Source organism: Micromonospora matsumotoense (assembly GCF_050951065.1).
GTDB lineage: Bacteria > Actinomycetota > Actinomycetes > Mycobacteriales > Micromonosporaceae > Micromonospora > Micromonospora matsumotoensis.
The window spans coordinates 112,976-131,455 of the sequence record NZ_CP192025.1 but is presented as its reverse complement, the minus strand read 5'-3'; the positions used below and the strand labels follow the sequence as shown (position 1 = coordinate 131,455).

16 protein-coding genes are annotated in these 18,480 nt (G+C 64.4%); 13 read left to right on the top strand and 3 right to left on the bottom strand.

Annotated features, from left to right (window positions below; all coding sequences use genetic code 11):
* The first annotated feature begins 4 nt into the window (after positions 1–4).
* The 3 genes from ACQP1S_RS00660 (at position 5) to ACQP1S_RS00650 (ending at position 4,088) form a co-directional block, all read left to right on the top strand.
* The gene (locus tag ACQP1S_RS00660) at positions 5–1,081 is read left to right on the top strand and encodes a protein kinase domain-containing protein (protein WP_432902028.1); all 1,077 of its coding nucleotides are present in this window, start codon (positions 5–7) and stop codon (positions 1,079–1,081) included.
* A 410-nt stretch (positions 1,082–1,491) separates the two neighbouring features.
* Complete coding sequence (locus ACQP1S_RS00655) at positions 1,492–2,871, top strand: hypothetical protein (RefSeq protein WP_432902026.1); 1,380 nt, start codon at positions 1,492–1,494, stop codon at positions 2,869–2,871.
* 125 nt (positions 2,872–2,996) lie between these two features.
* Positions 2,997–4,088, top strand: coding sequence for an IS630 family transposase (locus tag ACQP1S_RS00650; RefSeq protein WP_432902024.1), 1,092 nt, complete (start codon positions 2,997–2,999; stop codon positions 4,086–4,088).
* Between the two features lie 506 nt (positions 4,089–4,594).
* Here the strand turns inward: ACQP1S_RS00650 and ACQP1S_RS00645 are convergent.
* Positions 4,595–5,845, bottom strand: a complete 1,251-nt coding sequence (locus ACQP1S_RS00645; protein ID WP_432902022.1) for an IS701 family transposase — start codon at positions 5,843–5,845, stop codon at positions 4,595–4,597.
* A gap of 433 nt (positions 5,846–6,278) precedes the next feature.
* Between ACQP1S_RS00645 and ACQP1S_RS00640 the strand changes: the two genes are divergently transcribed.
* Together ACQP1S_RS00640 and ACQP1S_RS00635 are read left to right on the top strand one after the other, a co-directional pair.
* Positions 6,279–7,661, top strand: coding sequence for an IS1380 family transposase (locus ACQP1S_RS00640; protein ID WP_432902020.1), 1,383 nt, complete (start codon positions 6,279–6,281; stop codon positions 7,659–7,661).
* A gap of 398 nt (positions 7,662–8,059) precedes the next feature.
* On the top strand, positions 8,060–9,511 hold the full coding sequence (locus ACQP1S_RS00635; protein ID WP_432902018.1) for a hypothetical protein: 1,452 nt from the start codon (positions 8,060–8,062) through the stop codon (positions 9,509–9,511).
* A gap of 548 nt (positions 9,512–10,059) precedes the next feature.
* Here ACQP1S_RS00635 and ACQP1S_RS00630 read toward each other — a convergent pair.
* On the bottom strand, positions 10,060–10,482 hold the full coding sequence (locus tag ACQP1S_RS00630; RefSeq protein ID WP_432902016.1) for a GntR family transcriptional regulator: 423 nt from the start codon (positions 10,480–10,482) through the stop codon (positions 10,060–10,062).
* Positions 10,483–11,036: 554 nt separating this feature from the next.
* Between ACQP1S_RS00630 and ACQP1S_RS00625 the strand changes: the two genes are divergently transcribed.
* The 5 genes from ACQP1S_RS00625 to ACQP1S_RS00605 all read left to right on the top strand — a co-directional run bounded on the left by ACQP1S_RS00625 (position 11,037) and on the right by ACQP1S_RS00605 (position 14,410).
* Positions 11,037–11,369: a hypothetical protein gene (locus ACQP1S_RS00625; RefSeq protein ID WP_432902014.1), complete on the top strand. Its 333-nt coding sequence runs from the start codon at positions 11,037–11,039 to the stop codon at positions 11,367–11,369.
* Positions 11,370–11,504: 135 nt separating this feature from the next.
* On the top strand, positions 11,505–11,702 hold the full coding sequence (locus ACQP1S_RS00620; RefSeq protein WP_432902012.1) for a precorrin-4 C11-methyltransferase: 198 nt from the start codon (positions 11,505–11,507) through the stop codon (positions 11,700–11,702).
* A gap of 155 nt (positions 11,703–11,857) precedes the next feature.
* Positions 11,858–12,670, top strand: coding sequence for a GntR family transcriptional regulator (locus ACQP1S_RS00615; RefSeq protein WP_432902010.1), 813 nt, complete (start codon positions 11,858–11,860; stop codon positions 12,668–12,670).
* A complete protein-coding gene (locus tag ACQP1S_RS00610; protein ID WP_432902008.1) occupies positions 12,658–13,434 on the top strand; it encodes a glycosyltransferase family 2 protein in 777 nt (258 codons plus the stop codon). The genes ACQP1S_RS00615 and ACQP1S_RS00610 overlap by 13 nt, the downstream gene beginning before the upstream one ends.
* Positions 13,435–13,714: 280 nt before the next feature.
* Positions 13,715–14,410 carry a hypothetical protein gene (locus tag ACQP1S_RS00605; protein WP_432902006.1) on the top strand — a complete coding sequence of 232 codons (696 nt, stop codon included), beginning with the start codon at positions 13,715–13,717 and terminating at the stop codon, positions 14,408–14,410.
* 325 nt (positions 14,411–14,735) lie between these two features.
* Here ACQP1S_RS00605 and ACQP1S_RS00600 read toward each other — a convergent pair whose 3' ends face one another.
* Entirely contained in the window at positions 14,736–15,440 is a 705-nt protein-coding gene (locus ACQP1S_RS00600; RefSeq protein WP_432902004.1) for a type II toxin-antitoxin system Phd/YefM family antitoxin, read from the bottom strand.
* A gap of 492 nt (positions 15,441–15,932) precedes the next feature.
* Here ACQP1S_RS00600 and ACQP1S_RS00595 point away from each other — a divergent pair, with 492 nt between their 5' ends.
* The 3 genes from ACQP1S_RS00595 to ACQP1S_RS00585 all read left to right on the top strand — a co-directional run bounded on the left by ACQP1S_RS00595 (position 15,933) and on the right by ACQP1S_RS00585 (position 18,478).
* Positions 15,933–16,328, top strand: a complete 396-nt coding sequence (locus ACQP1S_RS00595) for a transcriptional regulator (RefSeq protein WP_104113758.1) — start codon at positions 15,933–15,935, stop codon at positions 16,326–16,328.
* A 309-nt stretch (positions 16,329–16,637) separates the two neighbouring features.
* Positions 16,638–18,227 (top strand): FtsK/SpoIIIE domain-containing protein, encoded by a 1,590-nt coding sequence (locus ACQP1S_RS00590; protein ID WP_432907665.1) that lies wholly within the window; start codon positions 16,638–16,640, stop codon positions 18,225–18,227.
* The gene (locus ACQP1S_RS00585) at positions 18,224–18,478 is read left to right on the top strand and encodes a hypothetical protein (protein ID WP_432902002.1); all 255 of its coding nucleotides are present in this window, start codon (positions 18,224–18,226) and stop codon (positions 18,476–18,478) included. Before ACQP1S_RS00590 ends, ACQP1S_RS00585 begins: the two co-directional genes overlap by 4 nt.
* Positions 18,479–18,480 lie beyond the last annotated feature (2 nt).

Below are 18,480 nucleotides of genomic sequence, written 5' to 3'. Positions count from 1 at the left end.
CCTGGTGAGTGCTCAGGGCGACTCGATCGAAGAGCTACTCCTCAAACAGAGCTATGGAGAGTATAGGCCGACAGCGCCGCTCGGACGCGGCTTCTTCGGTTTCGTCTTTTCAGGTCAGCCCAACGACAGGCGACCTGCGGTAGCTATAAAGGTGCTGAATCCCTTCAAAGGCGATCCGACGGCCGGCGTCGAATTCGATGACGAAGGACACATGCTGAGGAAACTGGCGGGTTGCTCGGCAGTCGTGAGACTCGAAGCTAGCGGGGCTGTCGAGTTGCCTGTTCAAGTCCACGGGCTCACCGTTCAACTTCCGGTTAAGTACCACGTGCTCGAACAAGCAGAAGGTTGCCTGGCGGAGTACATCGAAGACGATAGCGTCAGGGATAGGCTTCCATGGACCAATCGTCTTCGCCTATGGCGTGGAGTCGTTCTGGGCGTACATCAGATGCATCTAAGGAAATGCGCCCATCGCGACATTAAATGCGGTAACGCCTTACTATTCCCCGGGCCTGACAAACGACTCACCTGCAAAGTGGCCGATTTAGGTAGGGCGCGCGACTTCAGCCTTCCACCCCGCCACACACCGGAATACTATATGAACGGCAGAGGTGATCTCCGCTTTGCGGCACCTGAACACCTCACCTGGCAGGGAAGAGACGACTGGGAGTCGTATCAGCTAGCGGACATCTACGGACTTGGGTCATTGTTGTATGAACTCGTAATGGGACATTCAATTACAACAGCAGCACTTGGCCCTAGCCGTGGGGTAATTGACGCGACGCGACGCGACGCCATGCAAGGCAGGTTCGCAGACTTGGGCTCGATGCGCCCTCGGTTCAACAGTGCGATTGAGATGTTGTCGATGAACGCACCTCCGGCCCTACGCGACAGGCTATCGACTCTGATGAACCAAATTTGCTCACCCGTTCCTAGGGACCGATTACCGCGTATTCGCCTTGGGCAAAGAGGCTACACGGGAAGTGGGCTTCTTTGGCTACTCAACCAGGTCGACATTCTAGCGAAGATCGCATCATTGCAAGACCGACGCCCACGGTATCGAGCTGGGAAGGCTAAGTCGTGACTCTCTCTAGCGTCCTCGATACAGGACCGACCATCACCCTCGGCCATGAGACTGGAGTCGCACAGAAGCCAGGCTCTAGCGACCGGGAACCCAACAAACTCGCGGTCGGACGCACACTGCCTCGAAGCGTCGAGGATGAGGTTCTAGCTGATGCAGCGGCGGAACTGGATTCGACGTCACGGTTCCATACCTCCGCAGAAGCGGCGCAAGCCGACCTGCGTCCCTCGCCTACCTCGCATGCCCGTGTCGCGAGTTCTGCCTATCTGTCTGGCGATTACGAGCTAGCCGCTCGCAGAGCGCGGATGGCGCTTGAAGCGGCCGCACAATGCGATAGCAATGGATTGAGCCCTATTGTCGTTTCGGTTCATGTGGCAGCATCGATCATGTTGGGACTCGGTCAGAGTGTCGAGGTGAGCACTCTCCTGAGTGGCCTGCCCGAACATCCGGCGCTAACGGTCCTCAAGGCGACTGCCTTCTTGGACACCTCCATGCCTGAAGAGGCACTTGCACTTCTAGAAGCCATCAATGGCGACGAAGCGCCGCGGGCCGCCGCTCTTCTCGGCTACATTTGGCTCCTTCAAGGGCGGAACCACCAGGCCTTGAAGGAACTCCGGAGAGCTCACCGCCATGACCCAAGCGATATCGACACCATTATGAACCTGGCCGTCAGTTACTGGCGAATTGGCTCACCTAAGAAAGCTATTAGTTTTAGTCGACAGGCAGTAGCTCTCGCACCCAACCGCAAAGACACAGTGCTTGCACTCTTGGACTACTTAGTCAGGTCTGGCGAAATCACGTCTGCGTCTGCGGAGCTGAAGCGACTGCGCGATAGAAACGTCGCTCCGTTGCCTGAGTTTGGGGCGATGCAGGCACAGATAGCGCTTCGGCAAGGAGATATGAAGCGAGCCTCGTCCACATTAAAGGGCGCAGCGAACTTGGCGAAGCGCGAGGAGAATCTGGTCTTTGCTGCAGAGCTACGAGGGAACGCGGCTCTTGTCGACCACGCCCGTGGAAGAATAGACCGCAGCGAAGCGCGATCATTAATCAAGGCGTACCTAAAGGATGCATCCGGAAGCACTGCTCTCGTGACTATGCTCGCCGACATAACGGCTGCGACCTCCGAAGCTCGGGAAGTCAGAGCGTTTGCAAGTCGGCTCCCTAAATCGATGGACAGCCCAGAGTGTGAAGGTCTATCGACTCGCCTCTCCTTCTTAGAGTTGCACTTTGAAGAAGCAGTGGAGCGCGCCAAGACATGGTGCAGAAACGACCCCTATGACAGTTCCGCAGCGGCTATCGCAGTTCATCTGCTCGGGCATTGGACAGAGGATTGGTTAATGGCCAGCGAGATTGGCCTAGGCGCGATCAAGAGGACGGGATCAAGCGACTCACTCGCCAACATCACCGCTTACGCGCTCGCCTTGGCGGGGCGAGGTGATGCGGGAATTGAGGTCCTAAGTCGTACTGGCAAATTGGATTATGTGCGAACGGCGACGATGGGCCTATGCAGGATCGCGAGAGGTGAGTTTCGCGAGGGGATGGCGCTCTACCGGACGGCAGCGGATTTAGCGGACAGGGAGAGGCCCGATGGCTCAGCCAGGGCGCTTATGACGCTCTACCAAGCGATGGCTCTCAAGCGCCTTCCCACGGTGCGCGATCGAGATCACGTTGAGATTCAAGCAACGGCATTGCCAGACGTTGTTCTGCCAAACGACTGGGAGGACTTCGTTGACTTCATTTTCCTAAGAGAGGTTGCTGCTCGTAGTGGTTGGGAGTGGCCGGTACTGGTCTGAGTGCCGCTAGACGCTGCGATAGGTTCCTAGTGCCTCGTCTTTGAACGTTGGTCGGGTAATGCGTCGGTTCTGAGGATGGATCGGGCAGGCTGTCTCCCAGCACTCGTGGTGGGAGGTGGTGGCCGGTGGGCAGTAGGCCGGAAGTGTTCGTCCGGCAGGTGTCGATGGTCGAGGGCCAGCGGTTGCAGCGGATCACCAGGACGGCGAAGGACCCGGTGAAGCTGCGGCGGGCGATCGTGGTGCTGATGTCCGCCCAGGGGCAGCCGGCCCCGGACATCGCCCACCTGCTCACGAGCAGCGAGGATTACGTCCGCGACGTGATCCACGCGTTCAACGAGCGGGGGTTCGACGCCCTGGACCCAAAATGGAGCGGGGGCGCACCGAGACGGATCGATGAGCAGACCCGCGACTGGATCTGCGTCATCGCCCGGTGCGACCCCCGCTTCCTCGGCCAACCGTTCTCCTGCTGGTCGCTTGCCAAACTGCGCGATTACCTCATCGCCGCGGGTTACGTCACGACGATCAGCGTCGAGACCGTGCGTCGTGTCCTGCACGAACGCGGGGTGACGTGGCAGGCCACCAAGACGTGGAAGGCCAGCACCGACCCCGACTTCACCACGAAGATGCGCCAGGTCCTGGACCTCTACGACCACCCACCCGCCGACGGCAGGGTGCTCTGCGTCGACGAGTTCGGGCCGCTGAACCTGCAACCCCGCCCAGGACGGGCCTGGCGACCCGTCGCACACCCGATGCGACTTCGTGCCACTTACACCCGCGACCAGGGCGTACGACACATGATCGCCGCCCTGGACCTGGCCACCGGCCGCCTGCACTACCGCATCCGCGACCGCAAACGGTGGCGCGAGTTCCTGATCTTCCTCAAGACCCTGCGCCGCCGCTGGCCCAACCAACGCCTGCACCTGATCCTGGACAACTTTTCCCCGCACAAGCACCCCGAGGTCCGCGCCTGGTGCGCCGCCAACCGCGTCGACCTGGTGTTCCTACCGACCTACGCGTCCTGGCTGAACTGGATCGAGGCCGAGTTCGCCGCCCTGCGCTACTTCGCCCTCAACGGCACCGACCACCGCAGCCACGCCGAGCAGGACGCCGCCCTCGGCGACTACATCCGCTGGCGCAACCAACGCGCCAAACCGAAAACGTCATTCGCCACCGGCTCCAAGATCCGCCACCCGGATTACCCGTTCAAGGCTGCGTGACGAGGCACTAGCTCGTGCCTACTAGGGCTAGTCCATCTCAATCATCCTGTGGATGTCGCGCCCTGCCGATCAACATGTCGGCGGGGCCGACTTCTTCAAAGGGGTAGAGGAACAGCCACTGGGACTGAGTGCATGAGCAACCGCGCAGAGATGGCGAAGCAATCCGACAACCTGCTCGATCTTCCTATCGTGGTGTCGACTCTGAGTAGCCATCAGGGCAGATCGAATCCTCCTATATTCTCCTTGCCATCCCGATGCTCCTATGGATGTCAACCCAGCGACTCGTTGACCTCCAGGCAGCCAGCACCGCCACGTGAGCCGCTGCCCTTTGGCCCTTTGACGTTGGAGCGCGCTGCGCGGCCACCCCTCCTTGTCCACTAGTAGTACTTTGTCATGATCTGAGTGGGTAGCGGGTTTTTCTTGCAGGGAAGCGGGTTTGCAGGTGGGGCAGGCGCCGACCAGCCTGGTCAGGAGGGCTTGTAGGTCGCGGAGTACGGCGTAGAGGGTCAGGCCGGCGCGGGGGCTTTTGGGTCGAGGCGTTGCAGGGTGCAGAAGGCGTGGGCGGCGGCCACGAGGGTGACGTGGTGGTGCCAGCCTTGCCAGGTGCGGCCCTCGAAGTGGTCCAGGCCGAGGCCGGTCTTCAGTTCGTGGTAGTCGTGTTCGATGCGCCAGCGGAGTTTCGCCCACCGCACGAGGGCGCGTTTCGTGGTGGTGGCGGGCAGGTTCGACAGCCAGTACTTGGTGGGCTCGTCGCGGTCGGGTGGCCACTCGGCGATCAGCCACGCCTCGGGCAGGTCCTGGTCGCGGTGGGCGGCGAGCATGACCCGTCCGGCTGGCCGGACCTGTAGGAACACGAACCGGGAGCGCATCTTCACCGGCCGCCCGCCGCGGGTGCGGGAACCGTCACGCCAGGACACCGATCGGGCTGCGGCGGTGCCGTGGGACAGGACCAGGTCCTTGACCGAGACAGCGGGGTCCCGATATCGCGGTGCCGGTGGCCGTCCGGCCCGGCTGGCCGGTGGCGCGGTACGGACCGCGGTCTGCCGCTGAACGCCGATCGTGGTGGCGACCTGCACCACATAGGACAGGCCGCGTACGGTCAGGCCGTGGCGGAACTCGCCGCTGTCGCCGTACCCGGCGTCCGCCACGATCAACGGCGGTCGCAGGCCCCACCCGACCGCCTCGTCGATCATGTCCAACCCGAGACGCCACTTCTCCCGGTGCCCGACGTCGTCGGGGATCTGCGCCCGTGCGCGCCGCTGGTCGACATCAGCGGTAGCGGCCGGCGAGGCGGGATCCCACGACTCGGGCAGGAACAACCGCCAGTCGACCGGACACGACGCGGTATCGGTGACCAGGTTCAGACTCACCCCGATCTGACAGTTCGTGACCTTGCCCGCCGTGCCGGTGTACTGCCGGGCCACACCCGGCGACGCAGTGCCGCACTTGACCCAACCCGTGTCGTCCAGAGCCCACGCCGCCGGCCCGATCGCCTCGTCCATCCGACACGCCAGCCGCCGCCGCACCGGCACCACGTCCCACGGACTGTTCGTCACGAAGTGGTTCAACGCCTGATCGTGCACACCCGGCAGACGACCCGCCATCGGCTGGATCGACTTACGCCGCCCGTCCACCATCAACCCGCGCACATACTGCCCCGCCCGGTCCTGCCACCCGACCCGCGTCAACGAACCAAACACATCACCGATGAACCCGACCAGATCGTCACCCAGACGCTCCACTTCCCGAACATCCACGTTTGCGCTAACGACTCACCACATCGACGGTTCCTCATCTATACCGAAATGTGACAAAGCATTACTAGTGTCCGTACCGATCGTCACTCAGGTGGTCAGCCGACGGGCACCCTGTCTGCTGTTCACCTGCACGGCAGAGGTCCCTGCTGGCCAGCGCTACCCCCTGTACCGGGCACAGCGCGACCTGGCTGTGGCCACACAGCTACGCTGGCGCGGAGACCTGCGCTCGCACTGGGCAGCGAAGTAGGGCTGCCGCCCGCATGCATGTCTGGATCGCTGGCTGCCTCCTCGTCGTCCTAGCCTCGGTCTTTCACGGCTGCCGTGATCTTGGGGGTTGGGAAGGCTCTGCGGAGACGGCGAAGTGCCTGCCACGTAAGGAAAACTGACCGGTGTCGAGTCGTTCAGAGTTCCGCGCGTGGAAGGCACTTCGTAGGTGCAGAATACCGATTGGTCCAGGGGTTTGTCCGTCGAGGTCGGCGGTCGTGGTGTGGTGTCACGCGCCGGGTTGGTGTTGCTACGTGCTCTCGCTGACAGGACCGGCCTGACCGGGGCGTTGTCGCAGGCGGTAGCGCGTCGGGGATTCACGCCGGGCAGGGACAGGGGTCGTGTCCTGACCGATCTCGCGGTGATGATCGCTGACGGTGGGGAGGTGATCGCCGACATCGACGTGGTCCGGCATCAAGGCGAGGTGTTCGGGCCAGTCGCCTCGCCGGCGACGTGCTGGCGGGCCCTGGCTGAGGTCGACGAGGTGCGGGCGCGGCGGATCGCGCGGGCGCGGGCGACGGTCCGGGCGCGGGTGTGGTCGTTGTTCGACCGGTTGCCGGCCGCCCGGGCCGCGGGTCGGGGCGTCGGGGCCGGTGTGGTGGTCCTGGACGTCGACGCGACCCTGCTGGTCGCGCACAGTGAGAAGGACGGCGCGGACAAGACCTACAAGCGCACCTTCGGGTTCCATCCCCTCCTGGTCACCTGCGACAACACCGGTGAGACGCTGGCCGTCCAGCTACGGCCGGGCAACGCCGGGGCGAACACCGCCGCCGATCACCTGCACGTGCTGGGCGAGGCGTTCGCGCAGGTCCCCGCCAGCTATCGGCGGCATCTGCTGGTGCGGGCCGACTCCGCTGGTGCCACCCACACCGTGCTCGACTGGCTCACCACGCAGAACACCAAGCGGGGCCGCACCGTCGAGTACTCGATCGGCTGGTCCATCGGCGAGCCGGAACGCCGGGCGATCACCACGGTTCCCGCCTCGGCCTGGACACCGGCGATCAACGCCGACGGCGGCCTACGCGACGGCGCGCACGTCACGGGACTGACCGGCCTGCTCACCCTGACCGGCTGGCCGCCCGGGATGCGGGTCATCGTCCGCCGGGAACGCCCCCACCCCGGCGCCCAGCTGACCCTGTTCGAGCACCGCGACGGCTGGCGCTACACCGCCTTCGTCACCAACACCACCATCGGCGCCCTACAGTGGCTGGAGGCCCGCCACCGCGCCCACGCCCGCATCGAGGACCGCATCCGCTGCGCCAAGGACACCGGCCTGCGCCGACTCCCCTCCCGCGAGTTCGCCATCAACCAGGCCTGGTGCACCCTCGCCGCGATCGCCGCCGACCTGATCGCCTGGCTGCAGATCCTCGCCCTGACCGGTGACCTGACCCGCTGCGAACCCAAGACGCTGCGCCACCGCCTGCTGCACACCGCCGCGCGCCTGGTCCACGGGCAACGCCGCCGACGGCTACGCATCCCCACGACCTGGCCCTGGGCCGACCAGATCACCGCCGCGTTCACCCGGATCGCGGCGATCCCCGCCCCCGGCTGACCACCACAGCCGCCATCCCACCGACCGGAGGAGCCCAGGAGACCACGCCCACCGCCGCGACAGACGGCCCACCACCACGCCCACGACCCAAACGAATCGAACACCAACGATCAAAGGTGCGGGACCACAACCGCCGCCCTCAGCCGTGAACGATCGAGGCTAGCTGCGCGAGCGGTCCGGGCCGCACTCAGCCCGCGGGGCTTGCCCCCGATTCCCAGGCTGGGTCTAATAGATCAATGTCGTCAAATCCTGATTCGGCCACCCCCACTGCACGCCGTCTACTAGCAGCCGTTGAACAGGGAGAGGTGCTGGATCTAGGAGACCTAGCCGGGACCTACTCTGTAGACGAGGCCTCAATGCGCGCATGGGGCAACGACCGGACTATTGCAGCTTCCGTCGTGAGAGACATTCTGATCGGCCGCAACGGCACCGTTGATCCGAGAGGCGTACGCATTCGAGGCGCCCGCATCTCCGGCCGTCTGAATCTCGACAACATGAAGACAGAAGCATGGCTTAGCCTGGATTCCTGTTTCCTTCCCGAAGGAATAAGTGCGGAGAACGCAGATCTCCTTGGGCTTCAACTTCGCGAGTGCCTCCTAACCAGCGCCGCCGAGTCGGCCTTGAACATGCCACATGCAAACCTGAGGTCCGGCCCTCTTATTTGGAAATGCACCATCCGCGCCACAGTCGAGCTGGGTGGCGCGGTCAATATGGTCGCCACTAAGGTGGGTGGCAACCTTAATTTTGGAAGCTCCAAGCTGTACAATGACGCGGGGCCCGGAATTGGGGCCGATAACATGCGGGTATCGGGTTCACTCTTTCTGCGCTATGGCTTTGAAGCGCGCGGCCGAGGAACACTCGGTGCAGTACGTCTAAACCGCTCGCGGATCGATAACGTTGTCGACTTCTCCGACGCCCACCTTCGCAACGAAGCGGGTCCTGCAATCTCAGCAGATGGCATGGTGGCGGACAGTTTGCAGATCCGCGACGGCTTCACCGCCCAGAGCGCTAGCAGATCCGGTACGATCCGACTTCCTAATGCGAAGGTCTCAACAGCGGAAATCTCGAAGGCGATGGTGGAGAACGGTTGCGGGCCTGCGATCATCGCTGACGGAATGACGGTGGGAGGCGACCTCCTGCTGGGCGGAAAATTGGCGGCAACAGGATCGGGAACGACTGAGACCTTATCATTAGATCACACATCCGTAGGTGGGTCGCTCTTCTTCGACCCGAGTCAAGTAACTAACAGCAGCGCACCCGATAGGCGTGTTTCTATTGATGGTCTGACCTATCCTCGTGTTCCACGCGGGATGAATTTGAGAGAATGGCTTTTATTTCTGCGCTGTGGGTCCGGGGGCTACGCCCCTCAGCCTTATCAACAGCTTGCCGCGGTTCACCGTGCAGCTGGACATGAGAGTGAGGCCCGGACCATTCTCCGCGCTCAGCGCAAGCATCAAATCGACTCGCACACGCTGACCGGACGATCTACTCGCCTTTGGGCTCGAACTACAGGCTTTCTGCTCGGCTATGGCTACCAACCTTGGAGAACTCTAGTCGGCTTACTTGCAGTAGCCGTCGTTTCGATTGTTCTTTGCTTAACCTCGCCTGCGCTAGTGCACACAAAGAATAACCCGCGTCCGGGTACGCCATGCCGCACGGCCGAACGCATCGGGGTCGCCATAGACCTGAGCGTCCCTCTTATCAAAACCAACGCAAGAAACCAATGTGACATCGCCGGCACGGCTGATGGCGACCGGCTAGCCATTATGGGCTGGCTGCTACAGGCCCTCGCTTGGGCGTTCGCAACACTCTTTGTGGCCGGCTTCACTGGCGCAGTGCGTAAGTCGTGATTTGCGCCTACACAAGCGAAACCTAAACGCCTGCGCCATCCTCACTGTCTGCCGTCGACCCGCACTCCTGTGGAGCAGGCCGCCCGCCCGGCCCGCCACGTCAAGACTGCCTTGACGCACGTTCGGACGCTCGCGGGTCGGGCGGTGGTCCGCTCGGCTCGCCGGTCGCCGGCTGACGGGATAGCCGCGCAACCACCCACGGACCGCAACCCGCCGACGGGTTCGCAGCCATCTCGGAGGCCCAGTGCCCTCGCCAGAGGCGCAGTCGACAGCACACTGCGACCACCGCCCGGGTCGCGACGCGGCAGGCGTGGACTCCTCCGTGCCGTGCACCCACGAGGGCTCGTGGCCGCACGGCACGGCTGCTGCCGGCCCACACCTCACCGGTTGACGACTTGTCGTTCTGCGGCGGCTCCTGGGGCTTCCCGCTGTAGCGCCAACCGCCGGGCGTGTTGAGTGGCGCGATTCGGAGCGACGGGCGCGCCCTGGCGGCGGCGCGGTCGGCCGTTCAGGTCCGCCTTGAAGACGCATCGAAGGTGTGAACTGCTCTAGCTCTCCGTCTGAAGCAATCGGTAGGTTCTGACGACTGTTCCGACGGCCCCGTTTGTTCGAGTGAGAGTCTGCTGTTCCAAGAGTGCCGTGCCGACGTCGACAGCGAAAAGGGCTGCCAGCTCTGCATCTGCGAGGACTTGGCGCTGTTGCGTCTCCGGCTCGGAGCCCCCGTTCTGCTCCGGCGCGTTTCGGCGGGGCGCGGCGTATGTCCCGCGCCCGTGATCGGTGACCACCAAGTCTGCATCGCGTAGTGCGGCTATGGCCTGACGAACTGTGCCGCGCGCTGCCCTGAACTCAGCGGTAAGTGCGCTTTCGGCTGGCAGTAGGGCTCCGGGTGGGATGGTGCCGCTCTCGATGCGCTTCCGTAGTTCGTCGGCGATGGTGCGGTAGCGGGGTTGTCCGTAGTGCGGGGTGGGCACATGTTCACCGTACCTGGCACTTGTTGTACCAAGTGCCAAGCAAGCGACGTGTTTCGACGTCTAGACAACTCGTCCACTTGTAGATACGTTTCCTGGTGTGCGGTCGGGGTGACGGCTCGTGTCAGGGGTGGTCGCGGTGTCGGCCCTGGCCGCACCTATGCGCGGCGTCCTGTGGGACCGGTTGCGGTAGCCGCGTAGACAAGTTGGCTCGGCGATACCCGACCCGTCCGGCGTCGGACGGTGCGCCGTGCCTTCGTCCGGGCCGGCGGTCGGCCACAACCAAGCTCGTGGTCGGCCGCCGGTTCCTCGTCTACCTGTGGAGGTGCGATGTCCGGCTCTCATCGTCGACGCGGTTGGTTGTCGTCCTGGTGGCCCCGCCGACGTACGCCGATCCCGACCACCAGGAGCGACACGCCGTCGGCGTCGTCCGGAGGATCGGTCGGCCCTGCGCCGTGGTGGTCGGTCGGTGTCACGCGGGAGCTGCCCGTGCTGCGGTATGCGCCGTTGATGACGGTGGCGCAGGCGCACCGGGGGCACGGCGGGCGGTGGACACGATGACCCGCCCGAGCAAGCCGGCCCCGGTGACGAGTCACCCGGACTGGTGCACGCCGGAGCGGTGCGGCTATCTGGTGCCGCCGGTGATGGCGCACATGGCCCGTCGTCATCGCGGCCACATGCTGCGGGTCGGTGAGAAGCGGGCGAGTGGGCTCGTCGTCACGTACCTGATCAGTGCGGAGGCTCCCGGTGCTCCGTTGGTGTGCGTGCACGCGTCGTGTCGGGCGGGGAACGCCTGGGCGGAGTTGTCGCTGTCGGAGGCGGCCGAGCTGGTGGAGCAGTTGCGTGGGTTGCTGGCGCGGGCCGGCGGGCAGGGGGCCGGTGATGAGTGACGGCTTTCCCATGAATCGGCGGCTGCCGGGGTCGCCTCGGCCGGTGGTGTGTCCGCCGTGGTGTCGGGGTTGTGGGCCGAACGATCCGATGCACCGGGGTACCTGGCCACGATCGGGCGGGAGGGGACCGGGTGGGTGAGTCTGCAACTGCTCATCGACCGGTTCACCCGCCGCGACCCGGCGATCAAGCTCGACGCGACCCACTTCGGCACCACGCAAACCGTGCTCCTGTCGCTCAACCACGTCGACTGGCTCATCGAGGAACTGACCCACGCCCGACACGCCATGCAGGCACAGGCTGGGCGGCGCGGGCGGACGGGAGAGACGCGGTGAACACCAACGGCCGGCGGAGTGCTGGGGCGCGTGGTCCTGGTGGGCGTCGTGGGCAGGCTCCGCGTGGGGCGGTGGTGGTGCCGGCGGTGCCGGAGCGGCCGGCTGGGGGGACCACCTGGCAGACGTTGGAACGTCTAGGGGGTACGGTGGCCGGTGTGCATGGCCGGGACTGGCGCCCTCGCTACCTGCAACTCGCGGAAGAGTTGCGGGCGAAGATCATGAGCGGGGAGCTTGCCCCCGGCACGCTGATGCCGAGCGAAACCGAGCTGGCCGAGTCGTCCGGGCTGTCCCGCACGAGCGTCCGCAACGCCATCCGGCAGCTCCGCGAGTGGGGCCTGGTTCGTGCGGAGCAGGGGCGCGGCACCTATGTGCGGGCACCCCGGCAGCGGGTACGCCGGCGCAACACCGAGCGGTATCAGTGGGAGAAGGACCGGGTCCTGCTCGACGAGGACGAACGGTTGAAGACCGGCGCGACCGAGCACGACACCGGCCTGACCGTCGATGACCTCAAGTTCCACGCCGAGTACACCCGCGTCAACGCCGATGACGAGATGGCGGCGGCCCTCCAGGTCGAGCCGGGTGCGCCGCTGCTGCGCCGGGTCTATTGGACGTCGTCGCGGCACGAGAACGCGCCGCTGACCGTGTCGTACTCCTACCTGCCCTACGACCTGGTCGCCGCGAACCCGGATCTGCTCGACGCCGGCAAGGAACCCTGGCCGGGTGGCCCGCAGCACCAGCTCTACACCCTCGGCATCGAGTTGGACCGCATCGACGACGAGATCCGCGCCCGGCCGCCGTCGCCGGATGAGGCCGAACTGTTGGACATCGACCCGGGCGTCTCCGTGCTCACCGTGCGGAAAACCTCCGTCGACACCACCGGCCGGGTAGTCGAGGTCGCTGACGTGGTGATGCCGGGCGACCGGACCGAGCTTGTCTACTCCCACAAACTCCAGCGGTGGAAAACTTGACGCAGCTCGTCTCGGTCATCACCCCGGTCCACGCGCCCAGCATCGAGTACCTGGCTGGCGCGTACGCATCGCTGGCCAAGCAGGAGATGCCGCCGGGGTGGGACTGGCAATGGCTCGTCCAGGAAGACGGACAGACCGGCGCCCTGGCCGACGTACTACCCGACGACCCACGAATCAGCCTCGGCACCGGCCGACCGGGTGGGCCTGGTGTTGCCCGGACCCTCGCTCTTTCCCGGGTCGCCGGGGAACACATCAAGGTCTTGGACGCCGACGACCAGTTGACCCCGGGCGCGCTGGCTCGGGATATCGCCGCGTTCGACGCGCATCCGCAGATCGGGTGGGCCACCTCGCGGGTGCTCGACTTGCTTCCCGATGGTTCGACCGCCGGATGGGACAAGGACCCGGCCGGAGGGATCATCGAACGGGGCGCGGTCCTGGCCTTCTGGCAGGCCAACGACTACCGAGCGTCTGTGTATCCGGCGACGCTGTGTCTGCGGCGGGATCTCGTGTTCGCCCTCGGCGGCTGGATGGCCCTCCCCGCCTCCGAAGACACCGGTCTGCTCCTGGCCGCCAACGCCGTCACCGCCGGCTACTTCACCCGCGAGTACGGCCTGTTCTACCGCAAGTGGCCCGGCCAGGTCACCAGCCAAGCCGCACACCGCGAACCCGCCGAGTACCAAGCCCGCATGAAGATCATCGAGGCCAGAGCCCATGCTCTGACCTCGATGATCTTCAACGGCTTCCGCGGCGATGCTACGGCGTAGCCTGGCCCCGGCCCCCGTGCCACGCCACTCCTTCGCTTCAGTGGGCGCTTGGGTCATCGGATGGTCGGCTTGCCCAACGGAGCCGCGAAGATCATTCTTCCAATCTCACTAGCGTTGATGCGAACCCGCCCCAAGGTTCAACCGATAGAGCCCCAATCACTTGCCTGAGCGATGGCCGCTGCGGCATCCTTCCTGTGTGCCCACAAACCCATACAAACCAAGCCTTCCGCCCCCGTTTCGACCGCATCTTCGAAACCCAAAAGATGCCAATCTTAAAGATGTGGCCGCCGCTCTGCAGGTAAGAGTTGACATGAGCCTAAGGCGCAACCTCCTCTCCGCTGCCGCGATTCGAACCTCCCGTGACAGGCCGAGCAGGGCGATAATAGTCGCCGAGATGCGGGCTCGCGGATACAGCTACTATTACGGATCAACCTGGGATCGCCGTTGGGCGTACATGGAGGACTTCTCCCATGATGCAGCAGCATACGCACAGTCGCTGAACTGGTTGGATATATTGTTGGAACGCCTCCGAAAGCAATTACTAGGGTATGCGGATCTTCTCGTTGCAGGTGAGATGGAGCTGTCCGACGCCATCGACATGGTTGCAGAGGCCAATATTCGTCGGAGGATGCGCATGGTAAAGACGGCACGCATCCTCGACTCCATGCTGACCAAGCCAGAATTCATCCCCGAAGTGGTCAGAATTGAGCGATGGCGAGATGAGCAGCACAGGAATTTCTGGAGGCCAGTGTATCGAACCCTGGCTGAATCGGTAGGGCTTCAGGCTCCGGATTCATTCTTCCAGGACTTTACCGAATACGCCGCAACCCTCGGGGATGGCTTCGCTCGGTCCGCATACTTGGAAGAAGAGTGCGCGGAGGGTGACAGAATCGACTTCGCCGGTATTTATGGCAAGAAGTTTAGCCAGGCGCTCAAGTCATACATTCGTGACACGACTCAGGGTGGCGGCCTCTAACGGCCAAACCCGCTACAGCGGTTGAAAGTCTGGGGTCTGTTTCGATCATGGTGGTTCCGGTTGCAGGCTGAGTCCGGTCTGGGCGAGGAATCCGGGGATCAGGTCAGGTCGGTACTGGATACGCTTGAGTCGGTTGCGGATGATCGTGGTGAGGTGGTCCACGCCGTCGACGGCGAGGTTGCTGCGACGGGGCCGGCAACAGGAAGAGTTCGGGCTCGGTCGGGACGCACCCCCCGCTGCCGAAGACCATTCACAGTCAGGTCGGTCGCGAACTCTCGCTCGCACCATCCAGCGCTCCGATTCTCGGGAGCTACCGAGCTTCGAATCACGCACCTTCGATCGCTCCACGAAAGAATTCTTCGCTGTTGTACATCAATTCCTCTGCCACGCCATCACCGTGAATGACATTAATCAGTAAGCAAAGTTCCCAGAGAGCAATGAGCCAGGCATAGCTTTCCATAAAGGATACTTCGATTGGCACTTGCAAGCGATAATCAACAGCAGACCCTTGCACCTGGGCAGCCCAGACACTTGCCGCGATCAGTGGAAGTACACCGAGATCAATTTCTTTGATTCCCGGATGATCGTACAGCTTCCGAATCAGGAGATCGGCGACCAGCTTCACCTCGTACTCGCCGTCTGCAACTTTTACACGCAACTCGCCGTACTGCAACTCCGGCGCTGCAAGCAAAATGTCAACCAAGGACATGCATCCACCGACCAACTCGTTTCGCTTGGACGCTGTCGCCTTCAGATCGGGGCCTGGATCATCCTCACCTATTAGCAGTCTCTCCACAATTCTGATCACACCAGCCATATCGCCCGGCACCACAGGCCCATCGACGCCGCGGATTGCTGCTAGCTTTTCAGCAACCTCCGAGTTGACAATTGCGCCCACCCTTCTGCCATGTCTAGTAACGTGGATTACCACGTTGCCAGACTCCGCCTTCTTGAGCAATTCAGGCAACTGCTCCCGGGCACTCCGCACACCGACCTCGGCCTCAATCATAGGTTCAAAGAAGCGCAACATGGTGCGAATCTAGCATGGCGAGTGACCGCTCGAAACTGTCGATGTGTACACATCACCTTCCGATGCGTACGCATCAAAACTTGGCGACAGCCTCTTTGACCTCCATCCTCGTAGACCTGTTCGCCCTTCTGGCGAGCTTGCAGGCAAGAACAGAGGAGAGCATTAATGAGTCAGCGTCGCAATCGTAAAATCGTGGAATTCGTTTACAAGATCAAGAACGAACTCTTGCGCGGCAACCATAGTCGCAATGCAGTTTGCGTTTCCCTTTTTGCATTGCTTATTACTGTGCTGGCTTGGCTATTTCCAGTCAAATAATCGAAGCTTCGCAACGTTACAGTAGCTGTCAAGCGGGGTGATCGCCTGGACCCTGACTGCCCAGCCAGGGTCGGTGTCAAGACTGAGCTTCCTGGATGCCTGTTGACTTGTCTGCCAAGTGGCGTCTACCTTGGAGTCTCCACTTGGCAGACATGCCAACAACCTGGAGGTTGAGCGATGGCTCTGCGTGGCGGTACGAGGTTCGCCGTGCGTTGTGAGGACGTCTTCCCGGCGGGGTGCGCCCTGGTCCCCGAGTCGCTGGGTGAGGTCGAGGACTACGACGAGAAGACCGGGCGGCGTAGCCCGGCGAAGGACAAGCTGACCGGCCAGCGGGTGTGGCAGGTCCGGGTGATGGACCTGGACCCGGAGCTGGGCAAGCGCTCCCGGGAGACGACGGTCAAGATTTCCGCCGATTACCAGCCGGTGCCGCCGACGGGTGCGCCGTTCGAGGCGGTGGAGTTCGAGGGGATGACGGTGACGCCGTACGTGACCAACAACAACCGGATGGCGTACTCGCTGCGGGCGACCGGGATGCGTGCTCCGGCGGGTGTGGCGAAGAAGGCGGCGGCGTAGCCGCTGAAGGTTGGGGGCGGGGCTGTCTGGTCTTGGCGGACGGCAGCCCCGCCCCCTTGGTGTCTCTTTCCCCTGCTCTGTCGAGAGAGGTAGTGACGTGTCCAAGCGTAGGCGTTCGGCTGCCCCGGCTTCGCCTCGGTGCGAGGTGTGTCAGTCCCGGTTCGACCCGGCCACCGGTGCCGACGGTCGGTGTGCCGGGTGTGTCGGGCAGCTCGTTCTTCCGTTTCCTCCGGTCCGGGATGCGTCGGGCCGGTTCGTGTCGCTGCGCGGTGGTGGGCGATGATGCGCCGGCCGCGTGGCGGGGTGGTGATGGTGACCGCCGGGGATCTGATGGTGGTCCGGCCGAAGCGGTTCGTCCTGCCGATGTGGCTGGTCGTGCTCGGCATGGTGCTGCGCTGGGCCGCAAGGTTCTGCTGGTGGTGCCTGCGTCACCCGGTCACGGTGGGCCTGGTCGTGGTCGCCGTCGTCCTCTACGTCGATCACGGCTGGCTGGGCCTGGTGGTCCCGGTGGTGCTGGCGTCGGCGGTGTCGGCGTTGTGGCGGTGGCGTGATGAGGCGTCCTGGTGGCGGTGGTGCGCCGGGCCGCTGCTCGGCCGGTTCCGTCAGGTCGTCGTCTACCGGCGGGCCTGGCACGAGGCGATCACCCTGTGCGGCCTGGCCGCAACGTATGACCACCTGCCGGTCCTGCCGCAGTTGCTGCGGGTGCGCTCGGATCAGGCCCTGGATGTGCTGACCGTGCGTATGGTCCGGGGGCAGACCCCGGCCGACTTCCAACAGGTCACCGCGAATCTCGCGTACGCCTTCGGCCGGCGGCACGCCCGGGTCTACTCCGAGCGGCCCGACACCCCGCCGACCCGTACCGGCTACTGGGCGCTGCCGCTCGGGTGGGTGGACCGGTTGCGGTTCCGGGACCGGCCGACGCTGGTCTACCTGGTGCTCGTCCGTACCGATGCGCTGCGGCCGGTGGTGCCGCCGTTCGACATCCCGGCCGTCCCTGACTTCACCGGGTTGCCGTTGGCGCGGCGTGAGGACCTGGGTACCTGGTCGCTGCACCTGCTCGCTACTCATGTGCTGATCGGTGGGGCCACCCGCTCCGGGAAGGGGTCGGTGCTGTGGTCGCTGGTGCGGTCGTTGGCCGGTGGCATCACGTCCGGTCTGGTGCGGTTGTGGGTGATCGATCCCAAGGGCGGGATGGAATTCGCCATGGGCCGGCCCCTGTTCGCCCGGTTCGCGTGCAAGTCGTTCGAGGCCATGGCGGATCTGCTCGACGAGGCCGTGACGGTGATGCGGGAGCGTCAGACCCGGCTCGCCGGCACCGTGCGGGTGCACACGCCGACCGAGGCTGACCCCCTGGTCGTGGTTGTCATCGACGAGATGGCCGCGCTGACGGCGTACCTGCAAGACGTCGACCTGCGTAAGCGCATCGCCGGCTCGCTCGGGTTATTGCTGTCGCAGGGTGCCGGGGTCGGGGTGCTGGTGGTGGCGGCGTTGCAGGACCCGCGTAAGGAGGTGTTGCCGTTCCGGGACCTGTTCCCGACCCGCATCGCCCTCGGCCTCACCGAAGCCGCTCAGGTCGATCTCGTGTTGGGTGACGGTGCCCGCAACCGGGGGGCCCTCGCCGATCAGATGCCCCGATGGGCCAAGGGCGTGGGGTACGTGATCCTCGACGGCACCCCGGAACCGATGCGGGTCCGGTTCCCCTACGTCAGCGACGACGACATCCGCGACCTGGCCCAGCGGTACCCGGCTCCGGCTGACGCGGCGGACATCCTCGCCCAGGTCGGCCGGGAGTCGACCCCGGAACCGGTCCGGCTGGCCCTGCCCCGGCCCCGACGCGGGCCACTGCTGCCCGACGCGCTGCGCACCATCCTCGACGCCGACCAGGGCGAACCCCGATGACCGGCCCGACCGACGGCCGGCGCTTCTACCGGCTGCGTACCCCCGAACCGGTCACCGCCGTGTCCGTCCGCGTCGACCCCGACCGACCCGACCCGTACCCGATCTATCTGGCGGTGGGTGCGGGCCGGCGGCGGATGTCCCTGACCCCCGATGAGGCGTGGGCGTTGTGGCGCTGCCTGTCTGAAGCGGTCGCCACGCTCGGCACTCCTCCCGACTACATCCGCACTGATATCCGACCGGCCCGGAGGTAACC